25 protein-coding genes and 1 other RNA gene are annotated in these 17,624 nt (G+C 40.6%); 5 read left to right on the top strand and 21 right to left on the bottom strand.

What is annotated here, in order from left to right; translation table 11 throughout:
* From IE039_RS01655 to IE039_RS01610, 10 genes are all read right to left on the bottom strand, one after another.
* Window positions 1-260: transposase (locus tag IE039_RS01655; RefSeq protein WP_189428615.1), on the bottom strand; the 260-nt coding region annotated here is incomplete at its 3' end.
* A gap of 35 nt (window positions 261-295) precedes the next feature.
* Window positions 296-1,393 carry a DUF5906 domain-containing protein gene (locus IE039_RS01650; protein ID WP_229782822.1) on the bottom strand — a complete coding sequence of 366 codons (1,098 nt, stop codon included), beginning with the start codon at window positions 1,391-1,393 and terminating at the stop codon, window positions 296-298.
* The gene (locus IE039_RS01645; RefSeq protein ID WP_010005234.1) at window positions 1,380-2,198 is read right to left on the bottom strand and encodes a bifunctional DNA primase/polymerase; all 819 of its coding nucleotides are present in this window, start codon (window positions 2,196-2,198) and stop codon (window positions 1,380-1,382) included. The genes IE039_RS01650 and IE039_RS01645 overlap by 14 nt, the downstream gene beginning before the upstream one ends.
* A gap of 195 nt (window positions 2,199-2,393) precedes the next feature.
* Window positions 2,394-2,660: a hypothetical protein gene (locus tag IE039_RS01640; protein ID WP_010005231.1), complete on the bottom strand. Its 267-nt coding sequence runs from the start codon at window positions 2,658-2,660 to the stop codon at window positions 2,394-2,396.
* A gap of 2 nt (window positions 2,661-2,662) precedes the next feature.
* Complete coding sequence (locus IE039_RS01635; protein ID WP_010005229.1) at window positions 2,663-2,980, bottom strand: phage protein; 318 nt, start codon at window positions 2,978-2,980, stop codon at window positions 2,663-2,665.
* Window positions 2,977-3,291: a hypothetical protein gene (locus IE039_RS01630; RefSeq protein ID WP_189428614.1), complete on the bottom strand. Its 315-nt coding sequence runs from the start codon at window positions 3,289-3,291 to the stop codon at window positions 2,977-2,979. The genes IE039_RS01635 and IE039_RS01630 overlap by 4 nt, the downstream gene beginning before the upstream one ends.
* Window positions 3,292-3,306: 15 nt before the next feature.
* Window positions 3,307-3,573, bottom strand: a complete 267-nt coding sequence (locus tag IE039_RS01625) for a hypothetical protein (RefSeq protein ID WP_009999912.1) — start codon at window positions 3,571-3,573, stop codon at window positions 3,307-3,309.
* 10 nt (window positions 3,574-3,583) lie between these two features.
* The gene (locus tag IE039_RS01620) at window positions 3,584-3,745 is read right to left on the bottom strand and encodes a serine/threonine protein kinase (RefSeq protein ID WP_189428613.1); all 162 of its coding nucleotides are present in this window, start codon (window positions 3,743-3,745) and stop codon (window positions 3,584-3,586) included.
* A 109-nt stretch (window positions 3,746-3,854) separates the two neighbouring features.
* Window positions 3,855-4,115, bottom strand: coding sequence for a hypothetical protein (locus IE039_RS01615; protein ID WP_189428612.1), 261 nt, complete (start codon window positions 4,113-4,115; stop codon window positions 3,855-3,857).
* Window positions 4,112-4,378 (bottom strand): hypothetical protein, encoded by a 267-nt coding sequence (locus IE039_RS01610; protein WP_010002337.1) that lies wholly within the window; start codon window positions 4,376-4,378, stop codon window positions 4,112-4,114. The genes IE039_RS01615 and IE039_RS01610 overlap by 4 nt, the downstream gene beginning before the upstream one ends.
* A gap of 266 nt (window positions 4,379-4,644) precedes the next feature.
* Between IE039_RS01610 and IE039_RS01605 the strand changes: the two genes are divergently transcribed.
* The 5 genes from IE039_RS01605 (at window position 4,645) to IE039_RS01585 (ending at window position 7,890) form a co-directional block, all read left to right on the top strand.
* Window positions 4,645-5,013, top strand: coding sequence for a helix-turn-helix domain-containing protein (locus IE039_RS01605; RefSeq protein ID WP_189428611.1), 369 nt, complete (start codon window positions 4,645-4,647; stop codon window positions 5,011-5,013).
* Window positions 5,014-5,445 (top strand): M78 family metallopeptidase domain-containing protein, encoded by a 432-nt coding sequence (locus tag IE039_RS01600; RefSeq protein WP_010004919.1) that lies wholly within the window; start codon window positions 5,014-5,016, stop codon window positions 5,443-5,445. It begins immediately after the preceding gene.
* Window positions 5,446-5,750: 305 nt separating this feature from the next.
* Window positions 5,751-6,347 carry a stage II sporulation protein M gene (locus IE039_RS01595; protein ID WP_010004920.1) on the top strand — a complete coding sequence of 199 codons (597 nt, stop codon included), beginning with the start codon at window positions 5,751-5,753 and terminating at the stop codon, window positions 6,345-6,347.
* Between the two features lie 92 nt (window positions 6,348-6,439).
* The gene (locus IE039_RS01590) at window positions 6,440-7,438 is read left to right on the top strand and encodes a hypothetical protein (protein WP_010004921.1); all 999 of its coding nucleotides are present in this window, start codon (window positions 6,440-6,442) and stop codon (window positions 7,436-7,438) included.
* Entirely contained in the window at window positions 7,435-7,890 is a 456-nt protein-coding gene (locus IE039_RS01585) for a type II toxin-antitoxin system death-on-curing family toxin (protein ID WP_010004922.1), read from the top strand. Before IE039_RS01590 ends, IE039_RS01585 begins: the two co-directional genes overlap by 4 nt.
* Before the next feature lie 1,079 nt (window positions 7,891-8,969).
* Here IE039_RS01585 and IE039_RS01580 read toward each other — a convergent pair.
* The 11 genes from IE039_RS01580 to IE039_RS01530 all read right to left on the bottom strand — a co-directional run bounded on the left by IE039_RS01580 (window position 8,970) and on the right by IE039_RS01530 (window position 17,609).
* Complete coding sequence (locus IE039_RS01580) at window positions 8,970-9,287, bottom strand: hypothetical protein (protein ID WP_019039991.1); 318 nt, start codon at window positions 9,285-9,287, stop codon at window positions 8,970-8,972.
* A 190-nt stretch (window positions 9,288-9,477) separates the two neighbouring features.
* Window positions 9,478-9,816: a hypothetical protein gene (locus IE039_RS01575; RefSeq protein ID WP_019039992.1), complete on the bottom strand. Its 339-nt coding sequence runs from the start codon at window positions 9,814-9,816 to the stop codon at window positions 9,478-9,480.
* A gap of 290 nt (window positions 9,817-10,106) precedes the next feature.
* Window positions 10,107-10,465: a transfer-messenger RNA gene (gene ssrA / locus IE039_RS01570) on the bottom strand.
* Between the two features lie 64 nt (window positions 10,466-10,529).
* Entirely contained in the window at window positions 10,530-11,330 is an 801-nt protein-coding gene (accA, locus tag IE039_RS01565) for a carboxyltransferase subunit alpha (protein WP_189428610.1), read from the bottom strand.
* A gap of 1 nt (window position 11,331) precedes the next feature.
* Window positions 11,332-12,171, bottom strand: a complete 840-nt coding sequence (locus tag IE039_RS01560; protein ID WP_029510424.1) for an acetyl-CoA carboxylase carboxyltransferase subunit beta — start codon at window positions 12,169-12,171, stop codon at window positions 11,332-11,334.
* Between the two features lie 136 nt (window positions 12,172-12,307).
* Window positions 12,308-13,684, bottom strand: coding sequence for an acetyl-CoA carboxylase biotin carboxylase subunit (locus IE039_RS01555; RefSeq protein WP_189428609.1), 1,377 nt, complete (start codon window positions 13,682-13,684; stop codon window positions 12,308-12,310).
* A gap of 2 nt (window positions 13,685-13,686) precedes the next feature.
* The gene (gene fabZ, locus IE039_RS01550; protein ID WP_029508991.1) at window positions 13,687-14,118 is read right to left on the bottom strand and encodes a 3-hydroxyacyl-ACP dehydratase FabZ; all 432 of its coding nucleotides are present in this window, start codon (window positions 14,116-14,118) and stop codon (window positions 13,687-13,689) included.
* 79 nt (window positions 14,119-14,197) lie between these two features.
* On the bottom strand, window positions 14,198-14,650 hold the full coding sequence (locus tag IE039_RS01545) for an acetyl-CoA carboxylase biotin carboxyl carrier protein (protein ID WP_010005671.1): 453 nt from the start codon (window positions 14,648-14,650) through the stop codon (window positions 14,198-14,200).
* A gap of 3 nt (window positions 14,651-14,653) precedes the next feature.
* Window positions 14,654-15,916: a beta-ketoacyl-ACP synthase II gene (gene fabF / locus IE039_RS01540; protein WP_048700545.1), complete on the bottom strand. Its 1,263-nt coding sequence runs from the start codon at window positions 15,914-15,916 to the stop codon at window positions 14,654-14,656.
* A 15-nt stretch (window positions 15,917-15,931) separates the two neighbouring features.
* A complete protein-coding gene (gene fabG, locus IE039_RS01535; RefSeq protein WP_189428608.1) occupies window positions 15,932-16,663 on the bottom strand; it encodes a 3-oxoacyl-[acyl-carrier-protein] reductase in 732 nt (243 codons plus the stop codon).
* 1 nt (window position 16,664) lies between these two features.
* Window positions 16,665-17,609, bottom strand: a complete 945-nt coding sequence (locus tag IE039_RS01530) for an ACP S-malonyltransferase (protein WP_048700548.1) — start codon at window positions 17,607-17,609, stop codon at window positions 16,665-16,667.
* Between the last annotated feature and the right edge of the window lie 15 nt (window positions 17,610-17,624).

Below are 17,624 nucleotides of genomic sequence, written 5' to 3'. Positions count from 1 at the left end.
CCCAGCAAAACGGCCGCAATTTTTAAAATTTCGTTTTCTTCTTTGAGTCTTGCGACTTCTTTCTGCATTGCATTAAATTGGGCGCGAGTCACTGGCTTACCGGTAACGTCCGTCCCAATGATTTGGGCTTTCTTCACCCAACCCGTGACGGTTTGTACAGCCAAATGGTATTCATTGGCTAGAGAATTAGCAGAACGTCCCTCGTTATACAAGGTGACAATTGATGACTTAAATTCTGTTGAGTATCGCTTAGCTTTCATAATATAAAAAAACTCCTATACTTGATTATCTCGGATTATGCCCTAGAAATAAAGCAGTCCGGATTTTCAGTATACGAGCAACGTGTAAAGGCTGGTCGTTCATCCAGTAATTCACTTTCATCAAATAAATCACTCTTCCCATCTGCGTTGGTAAAGCCTTTACCTTGCGTTGTCAGTACCAAAGGTCTACGATCTAACCCACTATCTCGTCTAATGTTAGGTAAATCATTAGCTGAAAAGAACAATGTCGCATAATTGACGATACTAAACGCCTGTACACCCTTAGATTCCACTTCAAACTTTTCTTTGCCACTCACGGCTAGTTTTAGATTCTCTGTATTTGGCATGTAGTTAGCCGGTATATCACTGCCAATGTTGGCATATTTACCCACTAATCCTACTGTCTTAAACTTGTCTCCAAAGGCTTGTAAACTCAATTCACTGACATTACCGCTATATAGTTTCTGACCAATGTAAGTCAAAGCTGTACCTTTACCGTTACCACCTTTACCATACAAAATGACAAAGTTTTGAAAAGGCAAGTAATTACGTTTAAAACCATAGCCAATAAACTTATATAACAGTTCTGCGTTTTCATCCCCTAACAGCCGTGTAAAAAACTCATCTGTCTTTGGTGTTGGTAAATCTTTATCACTCACGGGATAATCTAGCCCGCCTAAAGCATGATACTGTGGTGCGTTTGGCTTGATTTCTAACGTGCGCATGTCTAATGTGCCATTAGTAAAACTAACCATGTACGGTTCATCTGTAAAATCAATGTAGTCAGACACGTCTTTTACAGTCACTACACGTATCAGATCAACAACATTTTTAACTTGTTTGGCACTCGTTAGCTTTTTGTTCTGTTTTAACAGTGTCGCTACTCTCGAACTTAACGCATTATCTGCCTGCTTTACATTCTTGTAACGTTTCCAATACTGACCGTTAAACAAATAACCTGCTAGATTGTTATTATCAGTGTAAAAATGCGTCTCTTTGGCAACAAACTCCGCTAATCTTTCAACATTAACAGTAGTCTTGCTGATTTCGCCTGTCTCGTTATATTGCACATCCAACCAGCTAGGGATGTGGCTGGACTTTTTGGGTAATGCTGTTGTATCAATCTCTGCCATAGTCATTCATCCTTGCTCGTTTTTTCTCCTCACGTCTTCTTGCACTCATATACACGGTATTTAATTCATGATCAGGTAACGGCTCACGGCTCCGTTCATTGACTGTCTGCATAATGTCATATATATCTTGTGGCGTGACATCAATGGCAAACAGATAGCCCGCTAAACTCATGGCTTGATTGTTTCGCTCTCCTGTCTCAAAGCCGTTAATGGTCATTTTCCACCTGTCCGCAAGGCTATATTTTGCCCTGTAAACATTGTTAGGTCTATCAGTACCCAAACCGTTTGCTAAGTCACAAACCCACGTTGGCACGGGCTTAATTTTGTCAAAAGGGGTAATCTGTCGATATTGCCCGCCTGTCAATGCGGACGGTGCTGTCATCACTGCTGTATTGTTCAAAACGTCTACACCCGTAATAGCGTTTATAATGTGCTTTGGTTTATCTTGTCCGCTGGGGATGAGATAGAACGCATGTAGTCCGCCTGTGGGTGTTTGTTCTAGATAGGTATCTTGCAATGTATCAGGTGCAATTTGATGTGTTTTAAACCACGATAAAATACTATCCATACCGTTCTGCTCATGCTTATCAATATCAACGACAACTAAATTGCTCTTTGATAGGTCTATCCCAACGTTGCCCTTGTAATACTCTGGATATATATTTAACCAACTTTGCAAATCATCTCTATTGTTAAAACTGTTATTAAAGCCACCCTCAACAGCATTAAATTTTTGATTAGGTAACGCCATAAATACATAAGCACCTGCCTGTTGATATTGCCTGACATGTTCCCACCTATTCATGGTCACACCCTACCTTTGAGTGTCTGCAACCGTGTCTCAATCTCATCAAGGTTAGTCCCAACTCTAAGCAACATGCTTATGAGTTTCTGTGGCTCTTTTTGGTATCTCGCTAAGTCTACAAGGCTCTTAGCACTCATCACACTTTCTAAAGCATGATTGACCGCTACTCGTTGTGATTGTGTCATCTCATTCTCCCTATTCAACGCTTTCTAGTAAATTCACAGCAGTATCAATAAATTCATTTAAAATGACGAGTGCGGTCTCTGCTTTACCAATTTCACTACCTAAATAATCATTTTTGAATAGTGTTTTATTAATATCATGTTGATTGTCATTGATTCGTCTTAGATAATCTGTGATTGATTGTGCTTTTTCAAGTTGTACCTGCACATCATCATTCACATCTTTCAAACTTAACTTTGATTTAGTTTGTACTATGAAAGTGTTTTCACAATTACTCATGTTTATTCCCTCGTAAATCTTTCCTCATGCTTCAATAAAGCGTTAATAATAGCTTGTTGACTATTAACACTCTTTTGTAACGTGTTGACTGTCTCCCAAAACTCATTACTTGTGACAATGAGATACATGCCACCGTGTGCTTGTCGGTTACTACCAATTAAATAACCACGTTTACGCAAGTCTGCGACAATATCGCTCACACGCTTTTTGTTAATCCGCAATAAGTAAGCTAATTTTTCCAATGTGATTGCTTGCGCTCGTCCTGCGGGTAATGTATTGAGTATCTGTTGCTCAATGTTTGATAGTGGTGTGTCTGTCATTGTCCCACCTCCAGCTCATCAGCTTTGTTCACAATACCAATCGCAAAACCTGCCATAATATCGATAACATCCGTGATGTACTCGGTATCAAGCTCTCCGCCCTCAATGGCTTTATTGAGTGTATGAGCTAACGCTTGTATTTTTTGCGCCTCGCCTGATAATGTTTGTAGATCTAAATTCCAAACTTTTAGTAATTTATCTGTATTCATGTTAAAATGTGTATAGCAAAAGCCATGATATGGGCGTTTGTGGTTAGGCTCATCCGTAAGTTTGGTCGCTCGGGGATGTGCTTTTTTTATGCCCTTTTTCATGCTCTGCATTCCTTTCTAGTTTTCTACTTGAAACAAATCACGTTCAATCACTAACACGTCATAAATGACTATCTTGTCATGTTTATAACCTGTTATCAGTCCACGCCTTTTCCAGCTCTTGACTGTGCCTAAACTCACATCAAAGTGCTTGGCCACATTCTCGGCTCGTTTCCAAACGTGGTGTTGTTGGTCTAGGGTGTCTTTTACATCTCCTATACCCTGTAAAATATGAAAATTCATTTCTGCTAATTCTTCCATTAGCTCATCATTACTTACTGCCATTTCATCCCCTTTACACGTTATCAATGACTAGGCGTGTCATTGCTTTGTCTAGATGTTCATAGGCTGTCATAATCTCCACCCGTGCTTTGTCATGGCCTTTGATTGCTTCACTGTCTGCAATGCTAGGCAATGTCTCAAATAGCTTATTCAACGTTTTGATGTACAAATTCATGCCTTACGTCCTCCCTTGTGACTGTCGCCTACCACCATACCAGCGACAAAAGTGCCACCCACTAATACAATTATCGTGATTACTTGCCCTAACCAAATTGTGATACTCATTATGCTTGCCCCTTTCTTAGTTGATCTACTACCCGTTGGCGTTGTTCATCCGTTAGTGTTTTGCGCTTTCTTGTCATGAATGAGCCACTATACTCATCACTTATCAAACCTGCTAACCTATCTTGCGTTTTTTCCTCAATTTCTCCCATAGCAGGCGTGTATTTTCTGATGTGTGGTGGGTAGGTCGTATCAATGTGCCACTTACCTACTTCAACGTCATAAATCACGATTGTTTCTTGTTCTGACCGTGGTATTTTCATTCTGCTGTTTCCTCATCCCCTGATTGTTCTTGGTTCTCTAAACCGCCTTGTGTGTTCTCGTTTTCTTCCAAACGGTCATAATACTTGAGTTGCATATCTTCCAAGTCTTTCAACATATCAATGATTGTTGGCGTTGTGATATGGTCGCCCGCTTTCAAGCTATCAACCAACGAGAGAGCTAACGTTTCTTGGATGTCTTCCAATGCGCTGTTAGTGTCCTTGATTACCTGTGCTTCGTTAAATAATGCGTTTGATACTGTCATGATAATTTCTCCCATCTCGTTGCTTTTATAGTGGTTCACTCTTGCACTTAAATGTATCTATTTGCCTTTAATTGACCTGTATTGTCTGGTATGATTAGTGTATATTCACTGTACAAGTAAATATATTTTGTTCGTTCAACTAACATTCAATAATTAAACTATAACTTTTGTTAGTTCACTGTACAATACGCTTTAAAGTTTCTTAATTAAGTTTCATTTTTGATTAAGTGCTTTATAAATTCTTAACATTTAATCGAGGTGCTAATATGTCTGTAACATCAGAACGCATGAAAGAACAGCGCAAAATAAAAAAACTAACTCAAACTTCTCTAGCTGAATTAGTTAATTCTTCACGTTCAAGCATTGCACAAATTGAAACTGATAAATATACTCCCTCTTATGCCATGCTCTCGTTGATTGCTGACGCTTTAGATACCACAGTAGAGTATCTACAAGGCAAGACAGACAGCCCGCTTAAAACGCCTCACAACGGCTCTGATGACGGGGATGATAAAAAGCACGTAGATTTAGCTGATGATGAGTTAATTATGTCTTTTGAGGGTAAAGAACTATCAGAGGACTATAAAAATTCTATCCTTGCGTTCGTTAAGATGTTACGTGAGGAAAGAAAATAAATGTATGAATATCTCGACTATACATCCCCGCTAGACTACTTTAATGATGTGGTATCAACCTATAACGCTGATAAGTTGACACATAAAAAGATTGTCATTACTGAAATGGCTGGTTCTATATATGATCCAGATGTTGCCTTACCGTCTGATAACATAATCATCATTAACCCTAACTTTAAGACTAAGTTCTCACTCCCTTTTAGGCAATTCCATGAGTTACAACATGTTTTGAATGGTGAACAGCATAAAACTTATGCATTCTCACCTTTGGCCAAAAGTGATGCTGAAATTAGTGCTAATTCTTATGCGTTTAAAATGTTAGCTGATTTCTACTTTGACGAGAATACAGACAGATACAGTAAGCTTTATGACTTCATGGCGTACTTTGGTATACCTATGTCGCTTGAGAGTGCTGTACTGAAGAATATATAGGAGTTGAAACTATGACATCTTTTTTTCTAGCACTAACTTTTCTTTTTTCTGGTACAACCTTTATTACACTATCCAAGCGAGATAACAACAAACAATATCAGATTGCAGGAATACTACTTACTGTAGCCGGATTAATCTTGTTGTTGGTATCAATGTTTAACCATTAATAAATTATAAATAAAAAGCCACCTACTATCAGTAAGTGACTTAAAACGAAAAAATAACTCGTTGTTTTAACGAGAACCCAGACTCTGTGTCATGCTTCCCTGTCCAAGCTATTGGCTGAGATGAAAGATTGATTGATTATGAAATACTTATCTAAAGAAAATATAAAACAACCATTTAAATATTTATGTTTCATGCTGTTGATTATTGTTGTATCGTCTATACTTACTTATCTTATTCATCCTGACATTCAATCAACAATAAACTCTGTCTCAAGTAACATACCTGAATCAGTAGAACATAAATCTGGATTAGATTTAGTTGTGGCTTACATCATAAATAATGGCTTTAAAGTACCGTTACAAATGTTGATACTAGGACTTATTCCGATACCATTCTTGTACTGGCTACAACCCCTTGCCACTGCTATACTGCCTGGCATACTGTTTGGTATCATCTTCAATATGTCTCTTGCAAAAGGCACAACTATTGTAATTTCTTCTCTGCCACACATGTTAATTGAAATATTAGCACTTTGCTTCTGGATCGTAGCGCTTGACCGTATTAACAAGTGGATGAGAAACAAAATATCTAAAAAGATGAACACCTCAACTCAGTTTATGGATGAGATAAAACAGTTAATAACTAGCTATGTTAAGTATGTTTTACCACTCATTGTTATAGCCGCCTTTTTGGAAACATACGTAGCCGATTGGATTAGCAACAGTCTTAATTAAATAAGCACTCACAGAGTGCGTACATACGTGCCAAGCGTTCACGTTAAAAAGTTAAACTAGTATCCTGTTTTATGCACATTAAGGGGTTTCTAATGAATAATAATAACTTAGATGTAGATATTAATAGACAAAATATATTAAATAATGATTTAGCACTTGAAAAAGTAGAAGAGATATACAATTTTAAACAATCATATTTCACTAATCAGCAAGTTGCAAATTTTTTTGACATAAGTATTCCAACACTAGAAAGAACCATTTCGGAACACAGAGTTGAGTTAGAACGCAACGACTTTTCTGTTTTAAGTGGAAAAAAACTAAACGATTTTCGAGAACAACACCCAGAGGTATTTGAGACCATCAATAATGATGGTCTCAAAGTCAGAAATATTGCTATATCAAGTATTAGAACTATCTTAAATTTGTCTATGCTATTAAAAACTAGTAGTGTTGCTCAAGAATTAAGAAGCAAAATACTGGATATTACAGTAGAAGTATTACAAGAAAAAACTAAAGGAAATGTCAAATATGTTAATCAACGAGACACTTCTTTTTTAGAGCAAAGTTATCGGGAAAAAACTGAAAGAAAACAGTTTACAAATGCATTAAACAGTTATGTTGACATGAATGCATATAAATACGCATATTTTACTGATGAGATATATAAAGCCATTTTTAAAGAACAAGCAAAAGACTATAAAAAACTTTTGGATTTAAAGGCTCGAGAAAACATGCGTGATACTTTGTATAGTGAAGTATTAGTTCTTATTGCAAGTTTTGAAGCAGGATTGGCATATGAAATAGAATCAAAGTATAACGAACTAAATAGAAAATTAACAAAAATAGAAACCAAACAAATTCTTGATAAGTTTTCATCACACCCTCTACAAAAACCGTTAATTGATGATGCAAGAACTAAAATGGCTAGCCGAGATTACGGTTTTAGATCCGTTGTACACTCTAACATAAGCGACTATATCAATCCTATGAACAAAGATGATTTCGAAAAATTCTTAGGCGAAAAAAGCAAGTCTCTTCAGGAACAAATAACTGAAAACATAGATGTTTTTAAGAGGCTAAAGGACAAATGATTCTATATTTTGATTATCTACAAGCCATTAAAGAGCATAATAATGTTATAGATACAAGTGGTGGCTTACCTGGAGCCAAAGATATTGGAGGCCTTGATAGCGTCCTACAATTCATTCAAAATGACTCCTACTACCCTACTTTTGAAGATAAAATCACCCATTTAGTTTACGGAGTCGCTTTCAATCATCCCTTTTTGGACGGAAATAAACGTAGTAGCATAGCTTTGGGAGCATTGTTCTTGAAAATAAACGGTTATGATAGACATGTGGTCGATATATTTCTGAAAGAAATGGAAAATATTGTACTAATCACCGTCATTAAAAAAATAACTAAGGACGAACTGTCAGAAATCATAGCATTGTTAATCAATGAACTGCCTTATCCCGAGTCTCTGCAATTAAAAATAATAGAAGCCCTTGTATACTATAATGATAATTTCAATGCTTTTTAAATTAAAAATGTAAATTATTGTTGTTTCCCAATAACAATGAAGATTGCATAAAGTACGTAAAAGGTTGCAACAAAATGCAACGTTTTTGCAACGCTAAATGTAACCTTTTTTGTGACCTTGTACCCTTTCTATAACGCCATGTATAACCATTTATAGCAATGGTTAAACGCTTATGTATGTTGGTATTTGTTGGTATTATCGTGCTAGTAAATGCTAGTATTTTTGAAACCCTGCATGTTGACATTTGATAACATTTTTGTGACCTTACACACTATCATTTACTAACATCTTTAAGACTTTTAATGCTTGCTTTTGCTTGCATTTTTAGCACTAAATCGTTTTATGTCTCCCCATATTTGAACAACCGTATAAACTAAAAAGGCACGAACTCATATTATCTAGTTCGTGCCTTTTGGTATGTATTTTATTAAGCTGTGACAGCCGTTTTAAGCGTTTAATGTCTGTCTGGTATAAATACACTCATCAATATATCAAACGCAAATTAACACGCTATCTAGCTTGTTTTGAGACCAATACACAAGCTCTATCTTGCTCACTGATACGGGGATGAGATTGTATCCGTTATCAATCAAATTCATAAGGAACTCATCTAGTGGTCGTTTCAAATGACCTCGGACTATCTCGCTATCGTTTCAAACGATAACAAACATTCGCTATAACTCTCTGTGATAGCTATGGGGGGCTTGACAAGGTTAATATAGCAACGTTAAAGGGTTCTTAACTCAAAAATAGGCTTAAAAGTGGTAGCTAAAGTAACCATAACTACAAAAACTAGGGTGGGTTTAGGGGGTAGTTTTTACGTTAAATAGGATGTAACCCTTGTGGCAGTAGTGATAAACTATGCCCGTTTTAGAAACCAGTAAGCTGTAAACGTTGATATATCAGCATTCCTGTGTTCTGTACTGAAATTGATAAAAGCCTTTATATCAACGTTTATGGGATAACCCCCCTATAAAAAAACTTTTCAAAATTCAACATTTTTATAAGGCAACGGTATGTGTGTGCTCTACAATCTAGTAACAAGGGGCGGGGGTATTTTTATTTCAAACAAAAAAGCACTACACTTGTAATGCTTCATGTCTCAACTCAATAAATTCATCCCCGTGTTGTGTCATCACATTCAATAACGTTTTAAAGTCGTTGCGCCATGTCCGTAAACTCGAGTGACTTTTACCTGCTTCGCTCACAACTTCTTCCCACGTTATAAACTTATCACTGTAATATCGCTTGATGACTTCGCTATGTTCTGGCTTGATGACTGACAAACAAAATGTAATGTCTGCAATATCTTGCTTGTATCGTGGCTCAACCTCTGCCATTAGCTTCAATCTTCCTGAAAAATAATCTCTCAACATCTTATCTGTTCTATCTGCCATGATCACACCTCGTTTTTATTTTTTGTCATTACCAAAAGTTAATTACGGGACTTTTCAAATGTTTAATTTTGGCATTTGTATTTAAAGCTCCAGCTATACTACGTTTTCCTTTTATCGTACCCATAGCCCCCCTGAAACGCCATATAAGCTACTTTAAAATACTATCAGTATAAATACACACAACATCATATCATGCGTATAAACGCTCTCGTGGTCGTTCAATCTGGCTCACAATCTGATTGAGTTCTTTATTCAATGACATGATGTAACCAGCAGGTGCAACAACAGTGTAGAACTCTATAAATGGCCTGTTCTCTTTGGACTTGCTGACGTACATATCTTTAAGCTCTGGTGTGAGTTGTTTACAGAACTCATCTAGCACTCGCTTAATCTCTTGAACAAATACTGTGTTTTCATATCTGTACTTATTTGAACGCTCTAAGTCTTCCGCTATCAACTCACATTCAAGGCCTATCATACCCGAAAAGTAACGTTTGATTATCGCTCTATTCGTCCATGTAGTTGTCATAGTTACCTCTCTAATTAGTTGGTCTTCTATGAATATTATAATGTATATATACATTATTTATCGTATATATTCTGATTATGTACCACATTTTGATGATATGCTAAATGTTTCCCACTTTTGCAAATAAAAAACGGCTTAAACGCCGTTACACTGCTTACTTGCTTATTTAAAATGTTTCCCAAAAAGTTTCCCATTTTGTGTGAAATGCTATGAAATACAGTGCAACATTTTTCATAAGAAAAGGCGCTACATCAAGGTTTTTGCAACCTTATGCAACGCCATGAAATGCTTAGTGGAGTCGAGGGGAGTCGAACCCCTGTCCAAACTGCCCGGTACATGAACCTCTACGCTTATAGTGTTGTCATTTAAGTTTCATGATTGATTCCGCCACAACACGAGGCTAACATCAATCACTAACTCGATTCATTTAACGCCGCTGTTCCGAATCTAAGCAACGACGCGATCTGACTTTTTATGACCTAACCTTAGACGCCAGCTACCAAGATTAAGTGACGCATCACTGTTTTTTAGGCAGCGATTGCGAAAGAGTTTTCGTTTTTTGCAGTTAAAATTTCTGCCCGTTTTAACGCCCGGATGGCGAAACGCAGTCCATGCCCTAAACAGCCTGTCGAATTCCAAAAACGACCCCAATTTAAGCTGCTCACGCAAAAAATAAAAATACTGACAGCCGTCAGTATTTTTATTATACCATATTAAAACGCTCTAAACCGTACACGTCGTTGCTTAAGTAATTCTTCTGGCGTTAACGCATTTAGTCGCACAAATTCATCGTCTAACCGCTGGCGAATCAAATTAAAGACACGCGGATGATTCCGTGATTCGGGAATAATATATTCAATCACACCCTTTTCCAAAAGATCCTTAGCCGTGATACCCATGACAGCGGCGGCCTCATCAGCACGCTTACTATCTTTCCATAAAATAGATGCAAAACCTTCCGGTGACAAAATGGAATAAGTCGCATTTTGGAACATCCAGACTTGATCACTCGTGGCCAACGCCAAAGCGCCACCAGAACCACCTTCTCCATAAATAATGGCAATCATTGGTACCGTCAATTTCATAGATTCTAAAATAGACTTGGCAATCGCTTCGCCTTGGCCTTGCGCTTCCGCCGTTTTACCTGGAAATGCCCCTGGCGTGTTAATAAACGTCACAATTGGGCGATGAAATTTGTTAGCTTGTTGCATCAAACGTTGTGCTTTGCGATAACCCCAAGGTTCAGGCGACCCATTGCGTTTGCTCAGCTTATCTTGAATATCAACACCCTTATCAATGGCAATGACAGTCACCGGCTTGCCATTTAAAGCAGCAATGCCGCCAATCACCGACATGTCATCCCCACTCAAACGATCGCCATGCAATTCAACAAAGTCCGTAAAAATACCATCAATAATTTCACGCGCCAAAAAGCGGTCTTCACGTGACTTTTTCACCACTTCAGCTGGCGTTAATTCATGCTTAAATAATTTTAATCCAATATTGACTGCCATGTTATACCTCCGACACCCGATGCAACCTCACCAGTTTAGCAATAATGGCGCTCAGTTCAGGACGGGGCACAATTTGATCAACAAAGCCATTTTCTAGTAACGTTTCGACACGCTGAAAGTCCTTTGGTAGCTTCTCATGAATCGTTGATTCAATCACACGTGCACCAGCAAAGCCAACCAAAGCATGCGGTTCAGCTAACGTAATATCGCCTTGCATGGCGAAACTGGCCGTCACCCCACCAGTTGTTGGATCTGTCAGTACGACCAAATAAAGGAGGCCAGCTTCTTGATGCGCCGCCACTGCCGCTGACACTTTGGCCATTTGCATCAAGGAATTAATACCTTCTTGCATCCGTGCCCCACCAGAAGCCGTGAACAATACTACCGGTAATTTTTTATCCGTCGCATATTCAAACAAGCGGGTGATTTTTTCACCAGTCATGGATCCCAATGACCCCATCATGAAATAAGAATCCATGACGCCTAGCGCCACTTTTTCATTTTCAATCGTGGCCACACCGGTCAATACGGATTCGCCTAAACCTGTTTGTGATTTCGCCCGCGCGAGCTTATCCGCATAACCAGGAAATTCTGGTGTTGTCATTTCAATGTCAGCATCCATTTCTTCAAATGATTGCGTGAGCAAATCGACGCGTTCTTGCGCTTGCAAACGGAAGCCATAGCCACAGTGCGCGCATACACGAAACGGTCCCAATTGCTTATTGTACATTTGAACACCGCAATAAGGACAAGCTAAGAAAAGCCCGTCTGGGATGCGTTCATTGACCGATGCATCCCGCTTAATTTTAGCGGTTGATTTTTGATTATCGTATAAATCCATCTTTATCCCGTATCCCAACACCGCAAACTCACCAGTTGGGACACATGCCTCCTAATCACTTTACTTAGCAGTCCAGAACTGCATATGGCACTAATATGATAATACCGCATATGTCGGCCATACGCGGTATTATTGTTTATTCAGTCGCTGGCAAACTATCAAGCCAGCGTGGTAAAAAGTCACTTTCTAGGTAACGTGTATCAAATTCCCCACGTTGTACTTGGGGATCAGCTAACAATGCCTGTTGGAAGGCGCGGCTCGTGGCGACACCACGGACCACCGTTTCATCCACAATCCGGCGCATTTTGGCCATCGCTTGCGTGCGGTCTGCACCATGCACAATGAGCTTCCCAATCATTGAATCATAGAATGGTTGGATTTTATCGCCATTAAACAATGCCGAATCAATACGAATACCAGGCCCACCAGTTGGGAGAAAGACGAAACCAACTGTCCCAGCACTAGGGGCAAAATGCTTTTCTGGCTGTTCAGCCGTCAAACGTACTTCAATTGCATGACCTTGTACTTGCACATCAGCTTGCGTCACTGGCAAATCTTCACCAGCGGCCACGGCAATCTGCAATCGAATCAAATCTAAACCGGTGACCATTTCTGAAACGGGATGTTCTACTTGAATCCGCGTGTTCATTTCCATGAAATAAAAGGCGCCTTCATGATCTTGCAAAAATTCAATCGTCCCAGTGTTCACATAACCCAAGGCTTGGGCTGCGCGGGTCACAATTTCACCCAATTCAGCACGCATTGCTGGCGTCACACCAGTTGCTGGCGATTCTTCTAACACTTTTTGGTTATTACGTTGCAAAGAACAATTACGTTCAGGCAAATAAATCACATGGCCATTTTCATCGCGCAACAATTGCATTTCAATATGCCGCACGCGTTCCATGACCTTTTCGATATACATATGGTCATCGCCAAAAGCAGCACGGGCTTCGTTTTGCGCATCATCAAATTTATCTGAGAGCTCATCTTCGCCGTATACAAAGCGCATCCCTTTGCCACCACCACCAGCAGCAGCCTTGAGCAACAAAGGATAACCAATGCGATCGGCCACAGCCTTGGCTTCGTCAAAATCCCGAATAAACCCTTCAGATCCTGGAATGACAGGCACACCAGCGCGGCGCATTTCTTCACGGGCGTTCGCTTTGTTACCCATTAATTCGATGGTTTCTGGCCGTGGCCCGATCCATTGAATTCCGACCTCACCGACCATTTCGGCAAACAACGCATTTTCAGCTAAGAAACCGTAACCTGGGTGAATGGCTTCTGCCCCAGATAGTAAGGCGGCGCTCAAAATGTTTTTCATATTCAAATAAGAGTCTTTTGGCTTTGGCCCACCGACAGCAATCGCTTCATCAGCGATTTGAACATGCAGGCTATCCTTATCAGCGGTCGAATAAATCGCCACTGACCCAATGCCCATTTCTTTTAACGTTCGGATAATACGAACCGCAATTTCACCACGGTTGGCAACCAATACTTTTTTAAACACAATTAATCTCCAATGATGAATGTCAATTCAGCAGTTGTTGCCTTCTTGTCACCAATCCACACAATCCCTTTACCCGTTCCAATTGGCCCACGCAAACGATCGATTGTCACTTCCAAACGCAAGCGGTCACCAGGGCGTACCATTTGACGGTAACGCGCCTTCTTGATACCGCCAAAGTAAGCAGTCTTTCCTTTATATTCTGGCATTGACAAAAGCGCAACGGCACCCGTTTGGGCCAAGGCTTCAACGGTTAACGCACCTGGAAAGGTTGGGTTTCCTGGGAAATGGCCTTGGAAAATTTCTTCATTGATTGAAATATTCTTGTAAGCCACGGCCCGTTCACCTGGCACCAATTCTTCAACCGTATCCAACATTAACATCGGATAACGATGTGGGATGATGTCCATAATTTGTTGGGTATTTAGTACGCTCATGTGTCTATTAAACATACAGCACCAATTACTGTATGCCTTTCCTCCTATTCAGGTATGTACGCGGAAAACTCCGCTTAAATTATGCTGGTGTCACGATATAAAGTGGCTTGTTATAGTCCACCACTTCTTCGTTTTCAACCAAAACTTCGGCAATTGTGCCAGCAACTTCACTGTGAATTTCGGTCATCAGTTTCATCGCTTCAATCACAGCTACTGTTTCACCAACCGCTACCTTGTCACCAACTTGTTTAAACATTGGCGCTTCTGGTTTTGGTTGCAAATACACTGTGCCAACCATTGGCGCAACGATCTCGACACCCGCTGTCACTGGTTTTGCCAATGGATGTTCGTTAGGTGCATCGTTAGCCACCACTGGTTCAGCGGCGGCAGTGAGTGCTGGTGCGACAATCGCCGCGTTGTCATTTTTTGACAAATGCAAACTAAAATCACCGTCGATAATTTGAAATTCGCGTAATGAACTATTTTCTAGATCCGCCATCAAGCTGCGGATTTCATCGATATTTAAACTCATGAATTAAGCCTCTTCGTGCCAGTTTTTGAAAATGACTGCAGCGTTGTGGCCACCAAAACCATAATTTGCACTTAGTACATATTCAGGTGCGGTATGCTTTGTCGCAGTAGACACCAAGTTCACCAACTTCGTGTCATCATCTTGTTCGTCCACACCAACGTTAACTGGCATTTCGCCGCGGACAAGTGCGCCAACTGAAACCAAGGCTTCAATCGCACCAGCCGCACCAAGCAAATGACCTGTCATCCCCTTAGTTGATGAGACAGGGACATTATTAGCCCCAAAGACAGTGGCAATCGCATGTGCTTCACCAGAATCATTGGCACCAGTTGCTGTTCCGTGCGCATTGATATATGAAATCTTTTCAGGTTGCAAATCGGCATCGCGAAGGGCATCACGCATGGCACGCGCCGCACCTTCACCATCAGGTGATGGTGATGTCATGTGGTATGCATCAGATGATGCACCATAACCCACAAGTTCAGCCAAAATGTTGGCCCCACGTGCTTGGGCGTGTTCGAGACTTTCAATGACCAAGATACCTGAACCTTCACCAAGGACAAAACCATGACGGTTCTTGTCAAATGGCTTTGACGCTTCCATCGGATCTGTTTCCGTTGACAACGCTGTCAAAGCCGCGAAACCAGCAATCCCAATTTCGTTAACTGTGGCTTCTGAACCACCCGTCAACATCACATCTGCCTTACCGGATTGGATACGCCAGAAAGCTTCACCAATGGCATTGGTTGCAGAGGCACAAGCAGTCACAACCGTATAGTTTACCCCTTTGGCACCAAAACGCAATGACACGTTACCCGATACCATGTTTGGAATTGATTCAGGCACGAACAATGGGCTGACACGTTGTGGTCCCTTGTCATGCATTTTGATCACTTGTTCCTGAATAGTGGTCAAACCACCGATACCATTACCCAGAATAACGCCAAAACGCGTTGGGTCTTGGACAGTCGTTGGGTTTTCTGAGCCTTCCGGTGCTTTCAAACCAGCATTTTCCAATGCTTGATCAGCCGCATCGATGGCGTATTGTGAGAACAAATCCAACTTACGTGCGTCACGCTTGCCTACACGTTTTGCTGGGTCAAATCCATCAACTTGTCCAGCGACCGTAATCCCTGTTTCTGTGGCATCGAACTTTGTAATTGGCTTAATCCCGATTTCTTCGTTGAAGATACCATTCAAAAATGTTTCTGTATCATTTCCAAGTGGGGTTACGGCACCAAGACCAGTAATGACTACTCGTGTCATGTTGTTCTCCTTTAATTAAATATACAATCCGCCATCAACAGTCAATGTTTGCCCTGTAATGTAGGAACTATGTGCTAAGAAAAGCGCTGCTTCAGCGACTTCACTGGCTTCACCAAACCGTGATAAGGGAATATTTTTCAAAATTTCCGTTTGCGTTTCTGCTGGCAAAACCGCCGTCATATCAGACATAATCATGCCTGGCGCAATCGCATTCACACGAATCCCACGACGGGCACCTTCTTTGGCAAGTGACTTGGTGAAACCAATTATACCAGCTTTTGAAGCGGCATAATTCGTTTGTCCCATGTTACCCATTAAGCCAATAACGGAACTCATATTCACAATTGCCCCATGTCTTTGACGAATCATCTTCTTAAAGATTGGTTGCGTCACATTAAATGTCCCATTCAAGTTCACATTAATGACCTGAGCAAAATCAGCTGGCGTCATCGCCATGGCCAATTGGTCTTTGGTAATACCCGCATTGTTAATCAAAACATCAATACCAGGGAAATCTGCTTGCTTGTATGAGGCCTTGATACTAGCCTCAGCTGCTTCAGCATCCGCAATATCAAATTGCAAAGTTTGCGGTGTTTGCTTGAATTCAGCCAAAATTTCTGGCGCGATAGCTGAACGCGCATGTAAAATCACGTGAGCGCCCGCAGCATCAAAGGCTTTGGCAATTGCCAAACCAATACCGCGCGATGAGCCAGTAACGAGCACTGTTTGATCTGTGAAATCCATCATACTAGGCTTCCTTTCCTGCTGCAACTAATAAATCACGCACCGCATTGAAACTGTCAATATCGGTAATCGCATAACGCTTGACGTCCTTTGGTGCAATTTTCTTGGCGAATTTAATTAACGTATCTGATGGGCCAACTTCAATAAATGTATCGACACCATCAGCCAACATTTTTTCCATCGCTTGCGCAAAGTAAGTGGGTGAAATAATTTGTTTTGTCAATGTTTCAAATAACGTGTCAGCCGTAAATAATGCCCCCGTTGTATTTGAATAAACCGGATATTGGGTCTCGCTGAAAGTTTCGCCAGCCAGACGTGTTGTCAACTGCACAGCCGCATCTTTTAACAATGGCGTATGGAAGGCTCCTGACACGGGTAATTCAACGAGGCGTTGAATCCCTGCTTCAGTTAAGGCTGCCATGGCCTCATTAACATCTTCAGCCACACCACCAATGACCAGTTGCGCAAATGTATTATAGTTGGCTGGGTAAACTTGCTTGCCAGCTGCCTGTAGTGATGTTAACACGTCTTCTACCAACGCTTGATTATCACCCATCACGGCAACCATCTTACCTGGATTGGCCTCACCGACTGTCTGCATGTAGATACCACGGTCTTTGATAATCGCCACGGCTTGGTCAAATCCCATAGCGCCACTGGCAGCCAACGCTGAGTATTCACCCAAACTCAAGCCCAGACCTGCTACTGGGGTTGGCAAAGCCTCACCCAACGCGTTAATAATGGCATTGCTCATCGCCAAAATAGCAGGTTGTGCGTAAGCTGTTTGCGTGATTTTTGTTTCGTCATTGGCCACGGCTTGTAAATCATAGCCTAAGATGGCTGACGCTTGGTCAATTGTGTCACGGTAAGCGGGTAATGCCGCGTATAAGTCGGCACCCATGCCAGCTTTTTGCGCCCCTTGACCGCTAAATAAGATACCTAATTTCATATTAGTCCCCATGTA

It is taken from the genome of Leuconostoc lactis KCTC 3528 = DSM 20202 (assembly GCF_014651235.1).
Taxonomy (GTDB): Bacteria; Bacillota; Bacilli; order Lactobacillales; family Lactobacillaceae; genus Leuconostoc; species Leuconostoc lactis.
This window is presented reverse-complemented; position numbering and strand designations above follow the sequence as displayed.

What these genes read in the sequence shown, in the direction of transcription:
- IE039_RS01650 (WP_229782822.1), bottom strand. Translation starts at nt 1,393, where the DNA reads ATGGCAGAGATTGATACAACAGCATTACCCAAAAAGTCCAGCCACATC.
- IE039_RS01645 (WP_010005234.1), bottom strand. Translation starts at nt 2,198, where the DNA reads ATGAATAGGTGGGAACATGTCAGGCAATATCAACAGGCAGGTGCTTAT.
- IE039_RS01640 (WP_010005231.1), bottom strand. Translation starts at nt 2,660, where the DNA reads ATGAGTAATTGTGAAAACACTTTCATAGTACAAACTAAATCAAAGTTA.
- IE039_RS01635 (WP_010005229.1), bottom strand. Translation starts at nt 2,980, where the DNA reads ATGACAGACACACCACTATCAAACATTGAGCAACAGATACTCAATACA.
- IE039_RS01630 (WP_189428614.1), bottom strand. Translation starts at nt 3,291, where the DNA reads ATGAAAAAGGGCATAAAAAAAGCACATCCCCGAGCGACCAAACTTACG.
- IE039_RS01625 (WP_009999912.1), bottom strand. Translation starts at nt 3,573, where the DNA reads ATGGCAGTAAGTAATGATGAGCTAATGGAAGAATTAGCAGAAATGAAT.
- IE039_RS01620 (WP_189428613.1), bottom strand. Translation starts at nt 3,745, where the DNA reads ATGAATTTGTACATCAAAACGTTGAATAAGCTATTTGAGACATTGCCT.
- IE039_RS01615 (WP_189428612.1), bottom strand. Translation starts at nt 4,115, where the DNA reads ATGAAAATACCACGGTCAGAACAAGAAACAATCGTGATTTATGACGTT.
- IE039_RS01610 (WP_010002337.1), bottom strand. Translation starts at nt 4,378, where the DNA reads ATGACAGTATCAAACGCATTATTTAACGAAGCACAGGTAATCAAGGAC.
- IE039_RS01605 (WP_189428611.1), top strand. Translation starts at nt 4,645, where the DNA reads ATGTCTGTAACATCAGAACGCATGAAAGAACAGCGCAAAATAAAAAAA.
- IE039_RS01600 (WP_010004919.1), top strand. Translation starts at nt 5,014, where the DNA reads ATGTATGAATATCTCGACTATACATCCCCGCTAGACTACTTTAATGAT.
- IE039_RS01595 (WP_010004920.1), top strand. Translation starts at nt 5,751, where the DNA reads ATGAAATACTTATCTAAAGAAAATATAAAACAACCATTTAAATATTTA.
- IE039_RS01590 (WP_010004921.1), top strand. Translation starts at nt 6,440, where the DNA reads ATGAATAATAATAACTTAGATGTAGATATTAATAGACAAAATATATTA.
- IE039_RS01585 (WP_010004922.1), top strand. Translation starts at nt 7,435, where the DNA reads ATGATTCTATATTTTGATTATCTACAAGCCATTAAAGAGCATAATAAT.
- IE039_RS01580 (WP_019039991.1), bottom strand. Translation starts at nt 9,287, where the DNA reads ATGGCAGATAGAACAGATAAGATGTTGAGAGATTATTTTTCAGGAAGA.
- IE039_RS01575 (WP_019039992.1), bottom strand. Translation starts at nt 9,816, where the DNA reads ATGACAACTACATGGACGAATAGAGCGATAATCAAACGTTACTTTTCG.
- accA (WP_189428610.1), bottom strand. Translation starts at nt 11,330, where the DNA reads ATGGCAGTCAATATTGGATTAAAATTATTTAAGCATGAATTAACGCCA.
- IE039_RS01560 (WP_029510424.1), bottom strand. Translation starts at nt 12,171, where the DNA reads ATGGATTTATACGATAATCAAAAATCAACCGCTAAAATTAAGCGGGAT.
- fabZ (WP_029508991.1), bottom strand. Translation starts at nt 14,118, where the DNA reads ATGAGCGTACTAAATACCCAACAAATTATGGACATCATCCCACATCGT.
- IE039_RS01545 (WP_010005671.1), bottom strand. Translation starts at nt 14,650, where the DNA reads ATGAGTTTAAATATCGATGAAATCCGCAGCTTGATGGCGGATCTAGAA.
- fabF (WP_048700545.1), bottom strand. Translation starts at nt 15,916, where the DNA reads ATGACACGAGTAGTCATTACTGGTCTTGGTGCCGTAACCCCACTTGGA.
- fabG (WP_189428608.1), bottom strand. Translation starts at nt 16,663, where the DNA reads ATGATGGATTTCACAGATCAAACAGTGCTCGTTACTGGCTCATCGCGC.
- IE039_RS01530 (WP_048700548.1), bottom strand. Translation starts at nt 17,609, where the DNA reads ATGAAATTAGGTATCTTATTTAGCGGTCAAGGGGCGCAAAAAGCTGGC.